14 protein-coding genes and 1 tRNA gene are annotated in these 20,316 nt (G+C 59.8%); 8 read left to right on the top strand and 7 right to left on the bottom strand.

Going from position 1 to position 20,316, the window contains the following annotated elements:
• Nucleotides 1-5: 5 nt before the first annotated feature.
• Complete coding sequence (locus A0257_21065; GenBank protein ID AMR29341.1) at nt 6-1,331, bottom strand: hypothetical protein; 1,326 nt, start codon at nt 1,329-1,331, stop codon at nt 6-8.
• Between the two features lie 244 nt (nt 1,332-1,575).
• On the opposite strand from A0257_21065, the gene A0257_21060 reads away from it, so the two are divergent.
• Nucleotides 1,576-2,829 (top strand): hypothetical protein, encoded by a 1,254-nt coding sequence (locus A0257_21060; GenBank protein ID AMR29340.1) that lies wholly within the window; start codon nt 1,576-1,578, stop codon nt 2,827-2,829.
• Between the two features lie 787 nt (nt 2,830-3,616).
• Here A0257_21060 and A0257_21055 read toward each other — a convergent pair.
• The 3 genes from A0257_21055 to A0257_21045 form a co-directional block, all read right to left on the bottom strand.
• Nucleotides 3,617-3,835, bottom strand: coding sequence for a hypothetical protein (locus A0257_21055; protein ID AMR29339.1), 219 nt, complete (start codon nt 3,833-3,835; stop codon nt 3,617-3,619).
• A gap of 505 nt (nt 3,836-4,340) precedes the next feature.
• Nucleotides 4,341-4,706, bottom strand: coding sequence for a hypothetical protein (locus A0257_21050; GenBank protein AMR29338.1), 366 nt, complete (start codon nt 4,704-4,706; stop codon nt 4,341-4,343).
• A gap of 878 nt (nt 4,707-5,584) precedes the next feature.
• Nucleotides 5,585-6,190: a hypothetical protein gene (locus A0257_21045; GenBank protein ID AMR29337.1), complete on the bottom strand. Its 606-nt coding sequence runs from the start codon at nt 6,188-6,190 to the stop codon at nt 5,585-5,587.
• Nucleotides 6,191-6,270: 80 nt separating this feature from the next.
• Between A0257_21045 and A0257_21040 the strand changes: the two genes are divergently transcribed.
• Nucleotides 6,271-7,200 carry a hypothetical protein gene (locus A0257_21040; GenBank protein AMR29336.1) on the top strand — a complete coding sequence of 310 codons (930 nt, stop codon included), beginning with the start codon at nt 6,271-6,273 and terminating at the stop codon, nt 7,198-7,200.
• A 1,893-nt stretch (nt 7,201-9,093) separates the two neighbouring features.
• Here A0257_21040 and A0257_21035 read toward each other — a convergent pair.
• A tRNA-Met gene (locus A0257_21035) sits at nt 9,094-9,170 on the bottom strand.
• Between the two features lie 135 nt (nt 9,171-9,305).
• Between A0257_21035 and A0257_21030 the strand changes: the two genes are divergently transcribed.
• The 3 genes from A0257_21030 to A0257_21020 are packed head-to-tail and all read left to right on the top strand — an operon-like array spanning nt 9,306 to nt 11,847.
• Nucleotides 9,306-9,971, top strand: coding sequence for a hypothetical protein (locus A0257_21030; GenBank protein ID AMR29335.1), 666 nt, complete (start codon nt 9,306-9,308; stop codon nt 9,969-9,971).
• Nucleotides 9,928-11,178, top strand: coding sequence for a hypothetical protein (locus A0257_21025; GenBank protein AMR29334.1), 1,251 nt, complete (start codon nt 9,928-9,930; stop codon nt 11,176-11,178). Before A0257_21030 ends, A0257_21025 begins: the two co-directional genes overlap by 44 nt.
• Before the next feature lie 36 nt (nt 11,179-11,214).
• On the top strand, nt 11,215-11,847 hold the full coding sequence (locus A0257_21020; GenBank protein ID AMR29333.1) for a hypothetical protein: 633 nt from the start codon (nt 11,215-11,217) through the stop codon (nt 11,845-11,847).
• A gap of 244 nt (nt 11,848-12,091) precedes the next feature.
• On the opposite strand, the gene A0257_21015 is transcribed toward A0257_21020, so the two are convergent.
• Together A0257_21015 and pgk are read right to left on the bottom strand one after the other, a co-directional pair.
• Entirely contained in the window at nt 12,092-12,865 is a 774-nt protein-coding gene (locus A0257_21015; protein ID AMR29332.1) for a hypothetical protein, read from the bottom strand.
• Between the two features lie 186 nt (nt 12,866-13,051).
• Nucleotides 13,052-14,242 (bottom strand): phosphoglycerate kinase, encoded by a 1,191-nt coding sequence (gene pgk / locus A0257_21010; protein AMR29331.1) that lies wholly within the window; start codon nt 14,240-14,242, stop codon nt 13,052-13,054.
• 162 nt (nt 14,243-14,404) lie between these two features.
• Here pgk and A0257_21005 point away from each other — a divergent pair, with 162 nt between their 5' ends.
• From A0257_21005 to A0257_20995, 3 genes are all read left to right on the top strand, one after another.
• Nucleotides 14,405-17,209 carry a D-alanine--D-alanine ligase gene (locus A0257_21005; protein ID AMR29330.1) on the top strand — a complete coding sequence of 935 codons (2,805 nt, stop codon included), beginning with the start codon at nt 14,405-14,407 and terminating at the stop codon, nt 17,207-17,209.
• A gap of 142 nt (nt 17,210-17,351) precedes the next feature.
• The gene (locus A0257_21000) at nt 17,352-18,113 is read left to right on the top strand and encodes a penicillin-binding protein (protein AMR29329.1); all 762 of its coding nucleotides are present in this window, start codon (nt 17,352-17,354) and stop codon (nt 18,111-18,113) included.
• Nucleotides 18,114-18,233: 120 nt separating this feature from the next.
• Complete coding sequence (locus A0257_20995; protein AMR29328.1) at nt 18,234-20,210, top strand: hypothetical protein; 1,977 nt, start codon at nt 18,234-18,236, stop codon at nt 20,208-20,210.
• Nucleotides 20,211-20,316 lie beyond the last annotated feature (106 nt).

Here is a 20,316-nt window from a genome sequence, read left to right as displayed (position 1 = left end):
AAGTGCTACTCAAACTCCGACGCTGTAATTTCAAAAATGCGCCAGACCAAATTTCGTAAGTAAGACTGGTCTTGTTCGGGGAAAATAAATTCATCTGTAATAGCAAGTTCTTCTAAGCGGCGCAGCAAATAGGGAATAAGATTTTTATTCAGATTGAAACAGTTAGTGTAAACGTGGCCAGCATCTGGATTATCCTGTAATACTTGTTGCCGGACAGTATGCTCAATGGGATGAGCAGGAACGCTGTTCCAGGTGAATACGCCTTCTTGATTTATTACATTGGGGCTGTTCTGCAAGCCAATCGGAAGGTACTCTTCGTCACGGTCGGAGAAGTAAGAAACGGGGATTGGCTTGAGCTTTTCAATCTCGCAGAGGTAGTTTGTGAGGCCAATTTTTGGATAAGAAGCGAGAGCTAGGCGTAGAGCTACACCATCATCGTTAGCAAACTTCTTCAGGTTCTCATCGGAAAAAGTCTTGGAAAAGCTAGCCATAGTTCCAAGCTGCTGTTTTAATTGGTTGGCTTTCTCACGAATTGCCGTTTTAATCAAAGGCAGGTTTCTTTTCATAGCTATCTCTACCATAGCGCGCAGGCCGCTTTGGGCGAACCATTTTTCCTCGATATAGTAAACGCTCACATACTCGTCAATCTCCCGCGCAGACTGCGGAAAGGGACAAGTGGTGCCTAGGGCCGCGAAGTAGAGAGCAACTAGAAAGTTGTAAGTCCAGTCGAGTAGGGGGGTAGGGCAACCATAGTGCTGCAAAATGCTCAGTACACAAACATCATTGTTGTAATCGCCATCGTGCTGCTCGATGTACATGGCCAATGCTCCACCACAATACAACCGAGCGTTAGCAACCAGCCTTTCCAAGAATTCCTGATGGTTTACAGATTGAGCCTCCCGCTTCTTGAGAATCCAATCGCGCTGCAATGAGCTATAGAGCATGAATTTGGCTTCGTTCATGCCCCGAAACAGGTAATTTTTCTTCGGCGAGAATTCTTCTAGTAGAAGTTCTGCCTCCTGTTCAGTTTCAATGCATCGTTGCTCAAAGAAATTATCTTTTTGCACGAAAGATTGGTAAGTCGAGATATACGATTCATGTACGTTCGGTGGCATCAACTGGCTAGCGTATAATGCATTTAGGGCGGCGCGTACTAGAGAGCTGACAGTCTTAGGGTCAGTACGTCCGCTATCATCAGCCATCGATTTCACCTTTATCAAGTCTTCGAGGAGGTCAGGAAACATAATAGTTTTCCAACCACCGCTTTCACCCCATTCCCTAAAAAGCTTGATTTTCTCGTCAAGTATGCGTTGTTCTTCGGTGCTGTCCATTTAAAAGTTAGAAAAGGCTGACTACAAGTCCTAAGCTAAAGTTAGGAACTTAGTTCTGATTGAGCAACATAGCATTATCTGTTCAAATAAGGCCCGTATTCGCTTGGGCAGAAGTTCAAAGGAACAAAACGTAGCAATCAATTTCAAGGCATCGGGGCTTCTGCCTCGCTGCTTTTTATGGCCCTCGTTGTCTGCTAGCGATGGGTGGTGCATCTTCGCTACCTCATTTAGGCTACCTTATTCGATGTCCGAACAATTACCCCCGCTGATTCAACGCTACAAGGCTGACCCCGAATCCGTTTACAACACTTGGTTCATCAACAATGAGGAACGGTTAAAAGCCTTTCGCTCCATTCGGCGCGGGGTGCAACAGGTGGTCCGGGACATTAAGGCCGGCACGTTCGGCAACGACTTCAAGGGCACTTCGCTGGAATTCGTGCTCGGTGTCATCGGCGAGCAAAAGCAGGTGTTTCAGGGCGCGGCGCACCCGTTTTATTGGAAGCCCAAGCTGCGCATCCCCGACATTTATGAGCACGAGGACAACAAGCGGGCCTTCGGGCAATTCCTAGAAAGCTGCCTGGCGGCCACCACCGAGCAGCAGCTCCTGCGGGAAATAGACCTGCTGGACCGGCGCAAGGTGAAGGGCCTGGGGCCGGCCGTGGCCAGCATCCTATACTTTCTGCACCCCACGCTGATGCCGCCCTGCAACACGGCCATCGTCAACGGCTTTAACCAATTGTTTGGCGAGAAAATCAAGCTCGGTTCCTGGCCCGAGTACCTGCGGATGCGCGAGCGGCTGCGCGACCTCAACCAAACGCATCGCCAGCACCTGAGCCTGGACTACGGGGCCCTGGCCGGACTGCTGTTCGACGTGGGGGTGAAGAAAATTCTGGCCGGCGACCAGCCCTTTGCCACCGACGAAGAGCGCGAGAAGTACCAGCAGCAGGCCCGGAAGCGCCACCAAGAGGTGCAGACCGAAGCCCAGGAAAACAACCTGCACACCGAGATGCAGCACCACCTGCTGCGCATCGGCAAGGCCCTGGGCTGCGACGTGACGACGGCCATCAACGACCGCAACCGCCTGTGCCAGGGGCAAAAGCTGTCGTTTCTCTGCCTCGACCAGCATCCTGAGCTGCCCGTGCCCGCCGACGTAGCCGCCACCATCCGCCTGATTGACATCGTGTGGTTTGCGCCCGGCACCAGCCGGGTGGTGGCCGCTTTTGAGGTCGAGAAAAGCACCAGCATCTACAGCGGCATCTTGCGCCTGACGGACTTGGCGTTTTCGATGCCGGAGCACGAAACGGCGCTGTACCTGGTAGTGCCCGATGCCCGCGAAAAGGAGGTGCAAGCGCAACTGTCGCGGCCGGCCATCCGGGCGGCGGGGGCCACGATTCACTACATCCTTTTTTCGGAACTGCGGCAGCACTGCGAGGCGCTGTGCAAGTTTGGGGATTCGCCAGCGGCGGTGCGCAAGATTGCGCGGGGAGTGATGGGATAGCCCACCTGCTGAATAGGAAGACCTTGCTTGTCGTGCTTATGCAAGCTAGGGGCGTTATAAATGAGAAGGAAGCCTAGGTGGCCTGGTTGTCTCTGAATTTCTAGGCGCAACGACCTGCACGTCTGTCCAATTATCTTCATTATCAACAGTACGAACCACCCCCAGCACAAATGCTGAAATGCCAAGCACCAACACAATAAGACTTCCAATAGGAATCTGAACTACAGACCAAAAAAATAGGTGGCGCATGAGCGAACCGGGAAAACTAATATTTACACTGGCCGAGACTAGAATGTAGAAGTAAAGTTCGCGCGTTATCTGTTGTTCTTTCACTTCTTTTAGGTGGGTTTTGAAGTGTTGGTAAGCAACAGAACTCCGCTTGTCTAACGCCTGAGAGAGGAGTTGAGCGCCTGTTAAGTATCTTGGTTGATGGAATTGTTTATCTGCTCGGTGCGGCAGAATGGAATTGATAAATGCAGAAGTGCTAATTAGTGCATAAGAAAAACCAACTGCTACCCTGATAAAAGGCAATATCCATAGCCAGTTCAAAGCCAGTGCCATAAGAAACTAAACGACTATGGACTGTAAGTCCATAGGTTTGAAAGCGAATGGAATTCGGCGGTTTCGGCTAAAGCCGACTGAAAGAAGCCACTGAAAGTGGGTCGCTTTAGAATAAAATTCTGCTGGCTAAACGCTGGCGTCGGTCATTGAGCAAATAGCAATAACTAACTGACAATCAAAAATTAAACAGCCTTGCCTGAACAAGACCGGCAAAAGTGAGTAGCAACTAAAGTCTTGCCCTAAAGGGCATAGCTTTAACTAGCGTACTTGAAAAGTAAAATATTTCCCTTGCACCGAGTTTTAGCAGTGCCTGGTCGAGCCAAGTTAAATCATGCCCGTGGTTGATTAATAGATAATCTTCCGTGAAAAGGATTAGAAATATGACTCCAAGCAGTACACGCTCTGTAAGGATTTTGGGCAGAAAAGCTTCTAATATCTTGTCCATGCGCTTTTAAAATATTAATTTTCTGCTTCTGTGGGAATAATTAAATCGGGCGCAGTAAATGAACTTTGTTCACTGACCTTATCGCTATTACCACTAATTTATTACGTAGCAGGTCCGGTTTTCTATACCTGCTCGCCTAGTTATGGGTGGTGCTGGCCAAGTGTCGCAGGTCAGAGCGAGTTTCTTGGAGAAGCTGCTGTAGAATGTGCTGGCGCTCGTGGGGCTTCAGTTCTTTCCACTTGGCTACCTACCGAGCCGACTTGCGCTTGATGTACTTGCGCTCGCGGTAGTTGCTGCCCGCAAATTGGGTGTCGTGCAGCACGTCAGGAGTAGAGTAGTTGTAGAACAGCCACTCGGTGGCGAGGCCGTGGCGGGTTTGGCTCTGAAACTCGGTGCGGTTCCAGTCTGAGCTGCTGGGCGTAATGGTCGTTAGGGTAGGTGGAAATGAGGCAATCCACGCGCAGGAACCGGAGGGCTGTTAGCAGCTCCTCGTGGTCGCGGTCGGTCATCTCGAAGTGTAACGCAGCTGGGGGCTCTTGCGGCTGTCGAGGGGGTAGGGTGGGTCGCAGTAGATGACGACGCGGCCGAGGTCAGGGAGCTTGAGCACGATGGCCAGGAAGTCGAGGGCGGGCAGGTTGTAAAGGTCGAAGCGGGGGCCTAGCCGGGCGTCGCGCCACTGGTCAATGATGAAGGGGTCGAGGTCGTTGGCGATGACCTGGGCGGGCCAGCGGATGTGGCGAGTGAGGGCGCAGTTTCCCAAAAAAGGAATTAGTAGCGTGTCGTGGGGGCGGACGTGGTTGATGATTTTTCGATAGGTGCCGCTGCTGCCTTTGCCGCCGTAGTAGGTGCTGATAGTAGGAAGTTTAATCATGGCTGGCGGTGCTCCAGGTGAAGGCCGCGGGCCTCGAAAGAGGTGGTGAAGCCGGCTAGGTTGTGGGCCACGAAGGGCAAGCCGTAGGTAGCTTTTAGTTCATCGAGGAGAGCCCGCTGGTCGTCGCGTAGCCGGTCGCGGCCCGCCTTGACTTCGACGGCGATGAACACGTCATCCGACTTGCGGAAGCCGATGATGTTAGGGCCGCCGCGCCGGCCCTAGGGATTGACGCGCCAACGCTTCGTGTCGGGGTCGTAGATGCCGGTGATGTTTTGTCGCCACACAGCGTAGCCCTGCGCGGTGAGATAGGCTAGGATGGCGCTGGTGGTCTCGCCGGCGGTGACCAAACTGTACTTGAAAGAGACGTATAATATCCCGCTCGTCGTCATCGGTGCCTAAGCCCATCGTTGGAGGCTGCTAACAATGCGTATGGCCCCGCCCTCTTGCACACTTTGGCCGCCTTCGTGCGCCTTTGGTCGTCCTTGATGTCACACAAAACCCAGATTATCACCGGAGGCCGAAGCCCTGGAAATGGTTGAGTTCTTTCTCCTCCAGCGCACCTAAGATGCCCCCACCTCGCGGTCGTTGCCGTGCGCCAGCAATTGGCCCGCTCCACATCGCCGTTACGCGCCGCGCGGTGGGTGCCGCCACTGTCCGCAGAGCGTTTACGGTCCTTTTCGAGTGCGCAAAGCCCTGTCTCAAACCAGTACGGCAGCGATGGCCTCACGAAAACCCAGCTGCGGCGCTTCGCAATGCCTGCCTCGGGGGGTTTAGCAAGGGTTCATAACTGGTTTTAGAAGAATTTACAAACCCATTTTAGTTCTTTTTAGGTGGATTTATAAACCCCCGCAGAATGACGGAACAGGGCTCGTCCCCGGTCAACCGGTGGGGGGCGCGGCACCGGGCAGGGGCAAGTTCAGCAACGCGCGCAGCCGGACGCCGCGCAGGACAAGTTGAAGCATTTGCGCTACCTCGTCCTCCTCCGCGGGGGCCGTTGGGTGGGCCATCTGCTTTCCTCGTGCCGCCCGGCCAGTTGCTGCCCGCGTGCCCGCGGGCGAGAGCCCTTCCGTCACGGCCGCCGTCAGCACCTCTCCGAAGCGCGCGAACTGGCTGGCCAGGGGGGCCGCAGCGAGCGCGTTCCGGCCCACCAGACGGTCGAGTTCGGTAAAGAAGCCCCGCATTTCGACCAGTACCTGGTCCTGCTCGCGCAGGGCGCGCTCGGCTGCGGCCAGGCGCGCGCGCAGGTGCTCCTCCTCCCGCGCAGCCTGTGCGGCGGCGGGGGCCGGCTCGAAGGCGCAAAGGTCCCCCACGCTCAGCCCGTAGAACTGTGCCAGCTTCGCCAGCTTGGCCGGGGCAACGGCTTGGCGGCCGGTCTCCAGCTGGGAGACGGTCATCTTGCCCACGCCTAGGGCTTCGCCGACTTGCGTTTGGGTCAGGCCGCGCTCCTGGCGCAAGGCGCGCAACCGTTGGGGAAGAGTTAACATAGAACAAAGATATGTTTTTTACTTTTGCTTACAAGTAAACAATAGGGTACATTTGTACCGCTTCCCGGCCTTTTCTGCCCATGACTATGCTATCGTCGCCTATTTTTTCCGATACAGGCTGGCACTTGCCTGTTACCTACTCGCTTGACGTGCTGACGCAAGTGCTTGACCCGCTGACCACCGCAACCATGAACTTGGCTACCACACCAGTCCGTTTTGAGGAATGTGAGCGCTGGCACGCAGCCGGCTGGCTGCCCGGCCCGCTCAGCCGCTACAAGCGGCCCACGCCGCTGCATTACGTCTGGCTGCGGGCTCTGCAATATTTGGAAGCGCTGGAAACGTCGCCCGCCATTGTCGCTCGCCTGCAAAAGGCGCTGTTCGCCCCCTGGCCACCCAGTCAGGCACTGGCTTCGCCCCAGGAAGTGGCCGCCGCGTTGCAGTGGCAGCGGCGGGTCGGCTTTCCACCCGAAGAATGCGACTTCGCCCAGGCAGCGTTTGCGGACCCCGCTTACCGGGATGACGTAGCGAGAGAAGTGCCGCTGACGGAGTTGGAGCGAGTGTTGAGTGTGAGCCTGGTGAACCGCGCCTGGGTCGGGGTGCGCTACTACGCCAGCCAACTAGTACTGGTCAGCATTGAGGACTCTCCCACACGGGCAGGGGAGGCCATTGCGCCCCACCTTTACCTGCCGCTGACCTTGTTTCTGCTGGAAATGGTAGACCCGGCGCAGTGGCTCAGCTTCGGCGTAAAGGCCGACTCGTTGAGTCCAGGCGAGCAGACGCTGCTGCGTACCGTGCGCGAGGGGGCCTTCAAACAGCTCCTGCTGCAACCGCGCCACAGTAAGCCGCGCACCCACCTGGATATGCTGGTCACGACCCATCGGGAATGGAGCCAGGATGAGTTGCCCACAACGGCGAACCTGCGGGTGCCACCGCATGGGCAACTTACCCTCCGCCACCACCGAGACGGGGGCCTGTATGTGGAAGTGCAAACACGCCAGCAACTGGATTGACCTGCTACCTCGCTGAAATCACCCGCTAGTTTTCGTCTCCTTTCTTTTTTCGGTACCGGATAAGCCGGCCCTATTTTGATGACCCGTTGCCGGTAGGAAGGCCTCCCCCCGCAGCACCAGCCCCCGTTGCGCTGTGGTCACCTCATCCAATTCCCCCTCCCCTCTCCCCTCCCTTTTTACCCCGACTGCCCAGCCGCTTACCGTCGCCCAGTTTCGGCAATTTCCCGGCTGCGAGCACTACACCGAAATGGAGGCTATCGCCATTCTCAACCACCTAACGATGCTGGCCCACCTGCTGTACGACCATATTCACCAATCTACCCCTGACTCCGCGAATGGCTAATCTGACGGTTCATTTCCACGCCTTCGCCAAGCAAGGTAACGCGCCGCAGGTCGAGTTGACCAGCGCCGTTATTTACACCCGCGTTTCGACCAAAGAGCAGGCCGACAAAAACCACAGCCTGGACACGCAGCGGCGCTATTGCCGCGAGTATGCTGTCCGCAAGGACTACACCGTGGTGGCCGAATTTGGCGGCACCTACGAAAGCGCCAAGGGTGACGAACGGCGCGAGTTCAAGCAACTGCTGGATTATGTACACCGGCACCGGGTAGGCTGCATCATTGTGTACAGCCTGGACCGCTTCTCCCGCTCCGGGGCCAATGCCATCGGTATTGCCGCCGAACTGCGCAAAGCGGGCGTGGCGCTTGAATCCGTGACCCAGCCCACCGATGCACGCACTTCGGCCGGGGAGCTATTTCAAAACATGGGGCTCTCGTTTAGCCACTACGACAACCAGCAGCGCCGCGAGAAGGCCGTCACCGGGATGCGCGAGAAGCTGCGCCGCGGCTGCTGGGTGGGCCGCCCGCCGCTAGGCTATGCCGTGGTCCACGCCAGTAAGGAAGAGGAGCGGCTCGTCATCACGGCCGCAGGCCACAAGCTGCGGCAGGCATTTGTGTGGAAGGCGGCCCAGGTGCCCAACACCGAGATTGTGCGCCGCCTGCGAGTACAAGGCGTAGCCATCCAGCTTTCCAATCTGACCACCGTCTTTTGCAATCCCTTCTACTGCGGCCTGCTAACGCACAGCCTGCTGCCCGGCGAGTTGATTCCCAGCCGCCACCCCGCGCTGATTAGTCAGGAAATGTTCTTGCAGGTCAATGAGGTGCGGCCGGGCAAACAGCCCGGCTATGAGGTGAGCGCCGAAGTGCCCCAGGTCCCGCTGAAGCAACACGTGCGTTGCGGCAAGTGTGGGACGGCTTTAACTGGCTACCAAGTCAAGGCAAAGGGGTTATGGTATTACAAGTGCAACACTAAAGCCTGCCGGGTCAACATCAGCGCCAAGACCCTGCACACCCAGTTCGAGGAATTGTTAGCGGACTACACCCTGCCAGACCACTTAATCGGCCCGCTAGGGGCGCAGCTGGCCGCCGTCTTCGCGCAGCTGAATCAAGGACAAACCCAGCAGCGCAATGACGCACAACAGCAGTTGCGAGAGGCCAAGCAGAAGCTGGAAACACTGGAGGAGCGCTTCGTAATGGGCGAGATAACCGGGGCGCAGTTTGAGAAGTACGGAACTAAAATCCGGGCCGAGCAGCTGACCCCGGCACAGGCTGAGGCGCAGCGGCTGGGCACCGGATTATCGAACCTGGCTGAACTCGGCGCACAAGCCCTGCAACTAGCTGTTAATCTGCCTACTTTGTGGAACAATGCTGCCCTAAATAACCGGCGTCGCTTGCAAAACCTAGTCTTTCCCGAAGGCACCGGCTTTGATAAGAAAAATGGGCTTTATCGAACCGGCCGGCCTAATGTTATTTTCGAACTAATCAGCGAAATGTCAGCCGTTAGCAAAGGGCAAAAAAAAGAACTGCCGGTCAAAATTGACCGGCAGTCCAATTGGGTGGGCCCACTTGGAATCGAACCAAGGACCTACTGATTATGAGTCAGTTGCTCTAACCGATTGAGCTATAGGCCCGATGCCACCGCCGCGAGGGGGTAGGCGCTGCAAAGTTACTCCGAATGGGCGTAATCGCGTGTGCATTTTAAGCCGCCCCGGCATCTTTTCAGCCCGACCTTTGCCGGCCCACCACCAGCTTACCGGTTCTGCTACATGCTTCCTAATCTTCTGTTCGACTTCGGCGGCGTGCTCATTGATATTGACTACGACCGCACGCCCGAGGCGTTTCGCCGCCTGAGCCGGGCGGGCTGCGCCGCCGAATACACCCAGGCCAGCCAAGCCGAGCTGTTTGACCAGTTTGAGACCGGGCACATTTCAACGGCCGAGTTCCGGGCCGGGCTGCGCGCCGCCTACGACCTGGAGGCCACCGACGCGCAAATTGACGCCGCTTGGCACGCGCTGTTGCTCGACGTGCCCGCCGAGCGCCTGGTCCTGCTGGGCGAGCTGCGCCGCGCCGGCCACGCCACGGCCCTGCTCAGCAATACCAACCAGCTGCACATTGAAGAGATAAACCGGCGGCTGGCGCGGCAGTATGGTTTTAAAAACGGCATTGCCGATTGCCTCGACCGCGTGTTCTACTCGCAGGAAGTGGGCCTGCGCAAGCCGGGCGAGGAGATGTTTCGGCACGCGCTGCGCGAAATGAACTGGCAGCCCGCCGAGACGTTATTCATTGAAGACAGCCCGCAGCACATTGCTACGGCCCGCCGCCTGGGGCTGCGGGTGCTGCACCTGGCCCCGCCCCTGACCCTCACCACCGCCCTGCCCGAAGCCCTGCGTGCCTACCCCCGAGAATACCCTACCTCCCCTACCCCTGCCTGAGCCGCCCATCGAGGACCTGCTGCTGGGCTGGCCCGCCGATGCGGTAGCTGAGCCCCCGCCCGCCCGCCGGGCCTGGGCGCAGCGCCTGTTCCGGCGCTACGAGCGGCCGCCGATGCGGCCGGGCTGGCGCTACGCGCTGCACCTGGGGCTGTTTTTGCTCACGCTGGTTTCGACCGTGCTGGCCGGGGTGCAGCTGGTGCGCAGCGGCCCCGTCGAGCTGCCGTCGTTTGATGTGCTGCGGCTGCCGGCGGCCGAGCGCTGGGCGCAGCTGGGCTGGGGGCTGCTGTACGCGGGGCCGTTTTTGGGCGTGCTGGCGGTGCACGAGTTTGGGCACTACTTCACGGCGCGCTACAATAAAGTGCGCACGTCGCTGCCCATTTTCCTGCCAATGCCGCTGGGGCTGGGCACGTTTGGGGCCGTTATTCGGGTGAAGGACCGAATATTCTCGCGCCGCGAATTCTTTGATATCGGGCTGGCCGGGCCGCTGGCGGGACTGCTGGTGGCGGTGCCGCTGCTCATTTACGCCTTTGCTACCCTGCCCGACCAGGCCGAGTATCTGCTAGTGACCACGCGCAGCCTGGCCCGCTACCCGGCCCCCGAGTTCACGCTGGCGCAGCCGCTGCTGTACCGGCTGCTGGAGCACCTCTTTGCCGACCCGCACCGCCTACCCCCTCCCAATTTGCTGTTGCGCTACCCGCTGCTGGTGGCCGGCGAATTGAGCCTGTTTTTCACGGCCCTCAACCTGCTGCCCATCGGCCAGCTCGACGGCGGGCATATCTTGTATGGGTTGCTGGGGCCGCGCCGGGCGGGGCGGCTGTCGGCGCTGCTGTTCGTGGCGTTCATTTTTTACGCGGGGCTGGGGCTGTTTTCGGTGCGCAGCAGCTGGCAGATGTGGCTGTATGGGGGCGTGCCCTATGCGCTGTATCTGGGGCTGATATTCTGGCGCCTGCTGCCGCGCGCCTCGTGGGGGCTGGCGGTGGGCGCGGTGGTGTGGCTGGCGCAACTAGCCGTTGCCAGCCGGTGGCCGGGCACGCTGGGCCAGCCGGGCTGGCTCATATTCGGGCTGCTGCTGGGGCGGCTCTCGGGCGTGTATCACCCGGCCGCGCCCGACGACCGCGCTCTCAGCCGGGGCCGGCAGGTGCTGGGCTGGGTGATGGTGGGATTATTTATTTTATGCTTTTCGCCGGCCCCGCTTGTCGTGCTGTAGCCGTAGGGGCTAGCTTCGTGGTATTGTTAGGAAAATATGCAGTTTCAGCAAAGTCAGCTTACCCGTTCCACCCAGTTTTCTCTGCGCCAGGATGGCTTGTTCGTGAGCCAGCGCGATAGCCGGGGGGCCGTCGATATCGCCGTGGAGATTCCCTACGAAGAGGTGCTACCCGTGCGGCTGGAGTATCAGCGCAGCGTGCCCCAACTTAATGGCCGCTGGGTCGTGTTCCTTTTATTTGGCCTGCTTAATATTTTGCGGGCCGTGCGGCCGGCCGAGCTAACGGACGAGGGCTGGGGCTGGGCCTTTGGCGTGCTCGTCGGGCTGGGACTGCTGGTGGCCTATGCCCACCGCAACTGGTGGCACAAAGTCATCGTGCACACGGCCAACCTAAGCGTGGCCCTGGCCGACCACCCCCGCGACCGCCGCCGGCTGCGCGCGTTCGTGCAGGATGTGGAAGCCCACACCAAGCGCTACCTGCGCCAGGAATACGCGCCCGTGAACCCGCTGGGCCTCATTGAGCCGCAGTTGCGCCGCCTGGCCTGGCTGCACAAGCTCGACGTGCTGAGCACGCCCGAGGCCCAGGCGCTGGCCACGCGCCTCACCGGCCGCTTGCCCGGCCGCGGCTTCAAAAGCATGGGCCGCCGGCTGGAAGCGCCGTATGTGAATTGAATTATTGAAGCTGTTTAGGGAGTCGCCAGCCCGTCATTCCGAGCTTGCCGAGGAATCTCGCGCGGGCCGTTCGGGGGTCGGTCAACGATGCGAGCGAGATTCCTCGGCAAGCTCGCAATGACGTTCTGATGACTGTCTGTCTTCCAAACAATTCCTAACTACACAACCCAAAAAGCCCCGTCACGGCGTAGTGACGGGGCTTTTTGGGTAATCCCTACCCCCCCTCTTGGAAGGTGAAGCTGCATTACTGACCGGGCTGGCGCTCGGGGCCGTAGGCGTTGCCGGCGGCCGCGCGGCCGATGCCGCCATCGGGGCCTTTTTCGCCTTCGGCCAGGTCGCCGGCCTCAGCGGCGGCGCGGGCGTCGTTATAGGCCTGGCCCAGGCTGGGGATTTCGTCGCGCAGGTTATCAATGCGAGTATCGAGGCGCTTGAGCACTTTGCGCAGGCCTTTTACTACCTGGCGAGCGGTGAAATTGAGGCTGCTACCCTGCTCGGCGTCGCTGTTGTTGAGGTTGGCCATCGGCTCGTACACGGCAATGGCGTCGTCGAGGGTTTGCAGGTGCTCAGCGGTCACGCCTTCGTTGGCGAGCAGCGCCGCTACGCCGTCGGCGGCAGAGGCTACGGTGTGGAGGGCACCCAGCAATTCCTGGCCGTGCAGCGGGTTGAGCACGTCGGGCGTATAGCCGGCTACCTCGGCCAGGGCGGGGTTATGCACGCTCAGCTGAAGCACGCGCAGGCCCCGCACAATGCGGCCGGCGGCGGCCTCCGCAGCGGCTTCGGCGCGGTCGCGGGCATCGGAAGAGTCTTTGGCGCTCTTGTCGCCCTGCCGGCCCGATACTTCCTCATAGGCTTGCAAAAAGTTGTTGAGCTGCTCGAAGTCGGCTACCATCGCGGGACTGCGCGCTTCCCACTGGGGGCGCTGGTCGGTGAGCGTGCGATATACCTGGCGGGCCATCTTGGCGTATTCTTGTTCGTGGTCGGTCATGGGTATGGAAAAGAAAAAGTGGTACCCGTGCATACGGGTACCACTTCAATTTAGCTGCGTTTGGGTAATGACGAATGACTAATTCAGAACGTCATGCTGACGAAGGAAGCATCTCGCCCGCATAACTAATCCCAATCGTCAGAATTTACTTACGCCGTAGAGATGCTTCCTTCGTCAGCATGACGTTGTGGATTAGTCATTCGTAATTCGTCATAATTTCTACCCTAGTGCCGTAACGCCGGGCAACTCCTTACCCTCCATAAACTCCAGCAGCGCGCCGCCGCCGGTGCTGATGTAGCTCACGCGGTTGGCATAGCCGAGCTGCTGCACGGCCGCCGCTGAGTCGCCGCCGCCGATGAGCGAGTAGGCCCCGGCGTCGGTGGCCTCGGCCACGGCGCGGGCTACGTACTCGGTGCCCAGCGAGAAATTGCTCATCTCGAACACGCCCATCGGGCCGTTCCAGAGAATGGTTTTGGAATCCTGGATGATGCTGGCGAACTGCTCACGGGCATCGGGGCCGATGTCGAGGCCCATCCAACCCACAGGGATATCGTGGTTGCCGGCCACGTCCACGTTGGCGTCGTTGGCAAATTTGTCAGCGATGAGGCTGTCGCCGGGCAAAATGAGGTTCACGCCTTTCTCTTCAGCTTTGGCAATGAGGCGCTTAGCCAAGTCCACCTTATCGGCCTCGACCAGCGAATTGCCCACGCTACCCCCCTGCGCCACGGCAAACGTATAGACCATCGCCCCGCCGATGAGCAGGTTATCCACCTTATCGAGCAGGCGTTCGATAAGCTCAATCTTATCCGAAATCTTGGCCCCGCCCATGATGGCGGTGAAGGGATGCTCGGGGTTGTCGAGCACTTTTTGGGCGTTGCTAAGCTCGCCTTGCAGCAGCAGGCCGCCTACCCGGTCCTGGGGCGCGAAGTAGTGCGCCATCACGGCCGTGGAGGCGTGGCGGCGGTGCGCCGTGCCAAAGGCATCGTTCACGTACACATCGCCGAGGCGCGCCAGCTTTTGAGCAAATGCTTCATCGCCAGCCTCTTCCTCGGGGTGAAAGCGCACGTTGTCGAGCAGCAATACCTGGCCGGGCCGCAGGGCCTGGGCCGTGGCCAGCGCCTCCTCGGAAAGCACGTCGCCGGCCCACTGCACCGAGCGGCCATACTCCTGAGCCAGGCGCGGCAGCAGGCTTTCGAGCGAGTATTTCTTTTCGTAGCCGCCCTTGGGCCGGCCCAGGTGCGAGAGCAATACCACCGAGCCACCGTCGCCCAGAATTTTCATGATGGTGGGCGTGGCCGCCCGGATGCGGGTGTCGTCGGTGATGCGCAGGTCCTTGTCGAGCGGCACGTTGAAATCGACGCGCACCACGGCGCGGTGGCCGGCGAAGTTGTAGTTGGCGAGGGTGTTCATGAGGGGGTAGGGTAAGCTTTAGCTTGCCGTGAATAGGCCCGGCAAGGTGTTAACGGCTACGGCGGCGGGTGGTTCGGGTGGGGCCGCCTGGGGCATTGGAAGGGAGGTAGGGCGGGCGGAGGCAAGCTAAAGCTTACCCTACAATCTACCTTTGCGGATAGTATGATGAGAATCGGCATTTTCTTCGGGGGCACCTCGCGCGAGCGGGAGATTTCCTTCGCCGGTGGGCGCACCGTTTTTGATAACCTGGACAAAGGCCTGTTTCAGCCCGTCCCCATTTTTGTGGATAGCCTCGGGCACTTCATTTTGCTCGACTGGCAGTACCTCTACAAAGGCACCATCCGCGATTTTTACCCGCCCGTGGCGGCCCTACCCCCCTCCCGCCACCCCTGGCAGGTGTACATCGAAAGCCTGGGCGAACTCAGCGACGAGGCGCTGACTGACCTTATCAGCCACATCGGCCGCCAAGTCGAGGCCAGCGAATTGCCCAAGCTCATGGACTTTGCCTTCCTGGCCCTGCATGGGCCGGGCGGCGAGGACGGCGCCATTCAGGGCCTGCTGGAGTGGGTCGGGCTGCCGTACTCGGGCTCCGGCATTCTGCCCTCGGCCCTCGGCATCGATAAAATCGCGCAGAAGCGGCTGATGCAGGCCGTGGGGCTGGCCACGCCGAAGTTTCGGGTATTGACGGAAAAAGATTGGAATTGGGGAGCTGATGTAGTTACACCTTTCGAGGCTGTGAGCCGTGAATTGGGATTGCCTTTAGTAGTCAAAGCTCCCCGTCAAGGTAGTAGCTTAGGTGTTAGTATCGTAAAAAAAATTACTGAGCGAGGAAGCCTTTTTACTCGCATAACTGCATCAGGAAAACAACAGTCAGACCAAGGTACAGCTGCTGCGCAAGTAGCATTCTTTGAGGCAGTAGGAAGAGCTTTATTTCGGCGTATAATTGATTGGAGTGAATGGATGCCATTAGACGAATACGCTCGTACTGGATTAGTACGGCAGCTATGCGATGTGCGCGAGGGTATTGGATTGCCAATAGTTGCCTACCCAATGCAGTATGGTCATTTAGTTCCCAACCACGAGCCACAGAATATTACGCACCCTGAAGAGCTAGTTACTTATTTAGAAGCACAGCTTAAAGATTTTGCTGCTATAGGTTTGCAAAGCCTGACCGGCGAAACCCAGGTCCTCGTCGAGCAATTCATCGCCGGCCGCGAATTCTCCTGCATCGTTATCGAAGACCAAGACGGCCAGCCCCTCGCCCTACCCCCCACCGAAATCGTGAAGGGCAGCGAGGTTTTCGACTACCGCGCCAAGTACCTGCCGGGCCTGGCTCGCAAAATCACGCCGATTGACTTGCCGGAGGCGGACATTGAGCGCATTCGCCAGCAAGCGCAGACGATGTTCAGCACTTTCGGCTTCGAGGTGTATGCGCGGCTGGACGGCTTTATTCAGGAAGACGGGACGATTTTTCTCAACGACCCGAACACGACGAGCGGGATGCTGCCGGCCTCGTTCTTCTTCCACCAGGCGGCCGAGATTGGGCTGAACCCGAGCCAGTTCCTGACCTATATTATTCGCACCTCGCTGGCGGCGCGGCGGCGCAATGGCCTGAAGCCGGTGCAGCTGCAAACCCGGCTGGCGGAGCTGGACAGCGCCATTCGCGGGCGGCAGGGCGGCACCGATGAGCGCATTCGGGTGGCCGTGATAATGGGCGGCTACTCCTCGGAGCGGCACATTTCGGTGGAGAGCGGGCGCAATATCTACGAGAAGCTTTCGTCGAGCACCAAGTACCGGCCGGTACCGGTTTTCCTGGCTGGCAGCAGCGCGGAGTTTCGCCTCTACGAGCTACCCATCAACGTGATGCTCAAGGACAACGCCGACGATATTCGCGAGAAAATCGAGCACGCCGAGGCGGGCGAGGCCGCGCATCCGGTGCTGGATAAGATTCGGGCGGAAGCCGCGGGTATCACGGGCACTTACGCCGGGCAGGCCATTGCCGCGCCGCGCCGCGTTTCGTTCGAAGAACTGGCCGAAAAGGTCGATGAGGTATTCATTGCCCTGCACGGCCGGCCCGGCGAGGACGGCGCGTTGCAGCAGGAGTTGGAGAAATTCGGGCTGCCCTACAACGGCTCGGGTGCGGCCAGCTCGGCCGTGACTATCAACAAGTTCGAAACCAACCGCCGCCTGCGCGCGGCCGGCCTGCGCGTGGCCGACCACCGCCTGGCCCAGCGCCTGGAGTGGGCCGCCGACGCGGAAGCGTTTTACCTGGGCCTCGAAAGCCAGTTTCCCTACCCCTTCATCGCCAAGCCAGCCGACGATGGCTGCTCCTCGGCGGTGAAAAAGATTAAGAACCGCGCCGAGCTGGCCGCTTTCAGCGAGCAGATTTTCCGGCGCGACGAGCCGCTGCTGGCCGGCCCGGCTGAGGTGCTGCACCTGGGCTTCAAGGAGGAATTTCCGCAGAAGGGAGCCTTTTTGGTGGAAACGCTCATCGGCCCCGACGGCGCGGCTACCTTCCTGGAAATCACGGGCGGGCTGCTGACTTCTTACGATGAAAGCGGCGCGTTGAAAATCGAGGTGTTCGAGGCCAGCGAGGCGCTGGCGACGGGCGAGGTGCTGAGTTTGGAGGAGAAATTTCTGGCCGGCGAGGGGCAAAATATCACGCCCGCCCGCTACGCCGCCGACCCGGTTGAGCGCCAGCGCATTTCGGAGGAAGTGAAGCGGGTGCTGCGCCAGGTGGCCGAGATTCTGCATATCGAGGGCTACGCCCGCATCGATGCCTTTGTGCGGGTGCGGGCCGGCGGCGCGGTTGAAGTGCTTATTATTGAGGTTAATTCGCTGCCCGGTATGACGCCCGCGACCTGCATTTTTCACCAAACGGCGCTGGCTGGCTACACGCCGTACCAGTTTATCGACCGGATTCTGGATTTTGGCAAGGCGCGGGCAGAGAAAACTGTAAATTCTTAGCCGCATCTATAATCGTTTGTCATTGCGAGCCTGCGAAGCAATCGCACCCGAACGACACCCGTGCCGGTCGTTCGGCTATCGTTCCGGTGCGATTGCCGCGCTTCGCTCGCAATGACAACTGGCCTAACGCATACCTTTTACTATGTCTTTCTTGAAAGCGGACACCTGGTTCGACGTATTTCTGCACTTGCTGCTTATCGCGGCGCTGGGCGTGGCGCTGGTGCTGGGCTTTTTCTACGTGTATTTGCCCATCACTACGCACCACGGCGAAACCATCGTGGTGCCCAAAATCACGGGCATGAACGTGGCCGACCTGGAAAGCTACCTCGATGCGCGCAAGCTGGCCTACTTCGTGGACGACAGCAGCTACGCGCCCGGCACCCGGCCCCTGACGGTGCTGACCCAGGAGCCCGCGCCGGGCGAAAAGGTGAAGCAGGACCGCAAAATCTACATTTCGGTGGCCATGCGCCGGCCGCCGGTCATCAAGATGCCCAAGCTCACGGATGGCTCGGTGAAGAACGCGCAACTTATTCTCAAGAGCTACGACCTTGAAATTGGCCAGCTCAAAATGGTGCCCAACGTGGCTCAGAACGCCGTGCTCAAGCAGCTGGTGGGGGGTAGGGAAATCGCGCCCGGCGCGCCCATCGCCAAAGGCACCAAGGTGGACCTGGAAGTGGGCGACGGCCTGGGCAACACCGAGTTTGAGATGCCTAACCTCGTGAATATGCCGGAGGATGAGGCCCGCACGCTGCTCGCCGGCCAGCACCTGGAGGTGGGCGAGGTTTTCAAGCAAGCCGCCGAAACCGGCCAGAAGCCGGGCACCGTGGTGCGCCAGCGCCCGGTGGCCGCGCCCGGCGCCACCATCCGCATGGGCCAGCTGGTGGATTTGTGGATTGCAGAGTAAAATCGTTTGTCATTGCGAGCAGAGCAATCGCACCCGAACGATACCCGAATAACTCGTTCGGGTGCGATTGCTTCGCTCTGCTCGCAATGACAAACGGTTTTATTCATAACTTAATGCCTTATGCGCTCACTACTTCTCCGCTTCCTACCCCTGCTAACCCTGCTGAGCTTGGCGGCACGGGCTCAGACGCCCCTTGTGCTCACGCCGCAGCCGCTGGGGGCCGACCCCAGCCGGGCGGCCGCGGCGGCGCGGGCCCCTACCCCCTCGGCAGCGTCCCAACGCACAGCGGCGCTCACGCTGCCTTTTTTTGAGGACTTTACGCTGCCGCGCGATGGGCAGCCCAGCCCGTTGCGCTGGCAGGATAAAGCCCCCAACTACCCGATTGGCAACGGCCTGACGCAACAGTATGGCGGGGGCGGCGCTTACGTGAGCAACCGCCTGGCCATCAACCCGCTGACGCGCGGCACGGCCACGCTCGACGGCCTGCGGGCCAACGGTCTGCCGTATAACCCGGCCTCGGCCTCGGCGTACGGCGGCACCGATACGCTTACCTCGCAGCCCATTGATTTGAGCGGGCTCACCACGACCAACCAGGTGTATCTGAGCTACGCCTGGCAGGCGGGCACGCTAGCGGGCGCGCCCGTGAGCAACGGCAGCGGCTCGCCGGTGTATCTGACACTGGAGTTTTTGGATAATGTGGGTCGCTGGAACAGCATCTGGACCTACAACGGCGCGAACAAAACGACCAATTTTCGGCAGCAGATTTTTCCGCTGGACCAGGCCAGCTATTTCCACAGCGGGTTTCGGTTTCGGTTTCGGGCGGCGGGCAACCAGTCGTCGAGCCGCGACGCGTTTGGGGTCGATTACATCTACCTGAACCGCAACCGCGCGGCCAATGATACTATCTTCCAGGACATTGCCACCAGCAGGGGGCTCACCAGCCCGTTGCAGAATTACACGGCCATGCCCGCCTGGCAGTATGCGGTGGCCGGTGCTAGCGCCCTCAACCCGGCCATGAGCACCACAGTCAACAACCTGCTGCCCAGCGGCAACCCTACCCCCATCAACTGGCTCGGCACGGTGGCCGAACTGACCAGTGGCGGCTTTGCGGCGGCCACCTGGGTGGCGGGCAATCAACCGCTGCTGGCCGGGGCGCGGCAGGTCGCGATTCAGGGCAACGCCGGCTCGGCACCGCTGCCGGCGGCCCCTACCCCCCGCCGCTACCGCTACACCCTGGCCCTGACCACCAACGAGGCCAACCCGCTCACGCTGCCCAACGACACTACTTATCGCGACCTGGAATTATCTGATTACTACGCCTTTGATGATGGCACGGCTGAGTTGTCTTTGGCGATACCGCCCGCGAGCTCGGGGCCCTTCAGCTACTACGCCTACCCCATCGTGGCGGCGAAGAATGACCAGGTGCGGGCCATTCGGCTGGCCCCGATATTCAATAATATTCCGCTGAACCAGGGCGGCGAAAACTTCCTGAACCGCTCGGTGACGGTGGCCGTGTGGGCCGACAACAACGGCCAGCCCGCCGCTACCCCGCTGGCTACCAAGGTCATCACGTTGCGCAATCCGTTGGGCCGCGACTCGATTTTTGCCAAAGACATCGCGTTTGACATGCCGGTGGCCGTGTCGGGGCGCTTCTACATTGGGTTTGGACAGGCAGCGGGCGGGCAGTTTCTGCCCTATGGCTACGACCTGAACAACACGAGCACCGCCCCTACCCTCTTCTACAACATGCAGAATACCTGGTCGAACCCCAAGCTGTCCATCCCCGGCACCCTCATGATGCGGGCCGTGATGACCAACAACGTGCCGCTGGCCACCCAGGCGCAACAGGCTGTCAATACGCAGTTTACCCTCTACCCCAACCCCGCGCCCACCGGCACCACGGTGGCGGTGAGCGGCCCGGCTTTCCGGCGCGCCGCCGTGCTCGACGTGCTGGGCCGCCCCGTGTGGCAGCAGGCTGCCGCCGAGGCTGGCCAGCCGGCCCTGCACCTGCCCGCCGGGCTGCCCGGTGGCGTGTACCTGGTGCAGCTAAATTTGGCTGATGGCCGCGTGGCCACGCGCCGGCTGGTGGTGGAGTAACTTCGCGGCCGATGCTGGTTATTAAATCGCAACATAAAGCCGAGGTAGATGCCGCCCAACGCGCGTATTGGTGGAGCCTTACGCCCCAGCAGCGCCTGGCTGCCGC

It is taken from the genome of Hymenobacter psoromatis (assembly GCA_001596155.1).
Taxonomy (GTDB): domain Bacteria; phylum Bacteroidota; class Bacteroidia; order Cytophagales; family Hymenobacteraceae; genus Hymenobacter.
This window is presented reverse-complemented; position numbering and strand designations above follow the sequence as displayed.

Bases quoted from the DNA above. Each gene is read 5' to 3' on its own strand.
- A0257_21065 (AMR29341.1), bottom strand. From the start codon at position 1,331: ATGGACAGCACCGAAGAACAACGCATACTTGACGAGAAAATCAAGCTT.
- A0257_21060 (AMR29340.1), top strand. From the start codon at position 1,576: ATGTCCGAACAATTACCCCCGCTGATTCAACGCTACAAGGCTGACCCC.
- A0257_21055 (AMR29339.1), bottom strand. From the start codon at position 3,835: ATGGACAAGATATTAGAAGCTTTTCTGCCCAAAATCCTTACAGAGCGT.
- A0257_21050 (AMR29338.1), bottom strand. From the start codon at position 4,706: ATGATTAAACTTCCTACTATCAGCACCTACTACGGCGGCAAAGGCAGC.
- A0257_21045 (AMR29337.1), bottom strand. From the start codon at position 6,190: ATGTTAACTCTTCCCCAACGGTTGCGCGCCTTGCGCCAGGAGCGCGGC.
- A0257_21040 (AMR29336.1), top strand. From the start codon at position 6,271: ATGACTATGCTATCGTCGCCTATTTTTTCCGATACAGGCTGGCACTTG.
- A0257_21030 (AMR29335.1), top strand. From the start codon at position 9,306: ATGCTTCCTAATCTTCTGTTCGACTTCGGCGGCGTGCTCATTGATATT.
- A0257_21020 (AMR29333.1), top strand. From the start codon at position 11,215: ATGCAGTTTCAGCAAAGTCAGCTTACCCGTTCCACCCAGTTTTCTCTG.
- A0257_21015 (AMR29332.1), bottom strand. From the start codon at position 12,865: ATGCACGGGTACCACTTTTTCTTTTCCATACCCATGACCGACCACGAA.
- pgk (AMR29331.1), bottom strand. From the start codon at position 14,242: ATGAACACCCTCGCCAACTACAACTTCGCCGGCCACCGCGCCGTGGTG.
- A0257_21005 (AMR29330.1), top strand. From the start codon at position 14,405: ATGATGAGAATCGGCATTTTCTTCGGGGGCACCTCGCGCGAGCGGGAG.
- A0257_21000 (AMR29329.1), top strand. From the start codon at position 17,352: ATGTCTTTCTTGAAAGCGGACACCTGGTTCGACGTATTTCTGCACTTG.
- A0257_20995 (AMR29328.1), top strand. From the start codon at position 18,234: ATGCGCTCACTACTTCTCCGCTTCCTACCCCTGCTAACCCTGCTGAGC.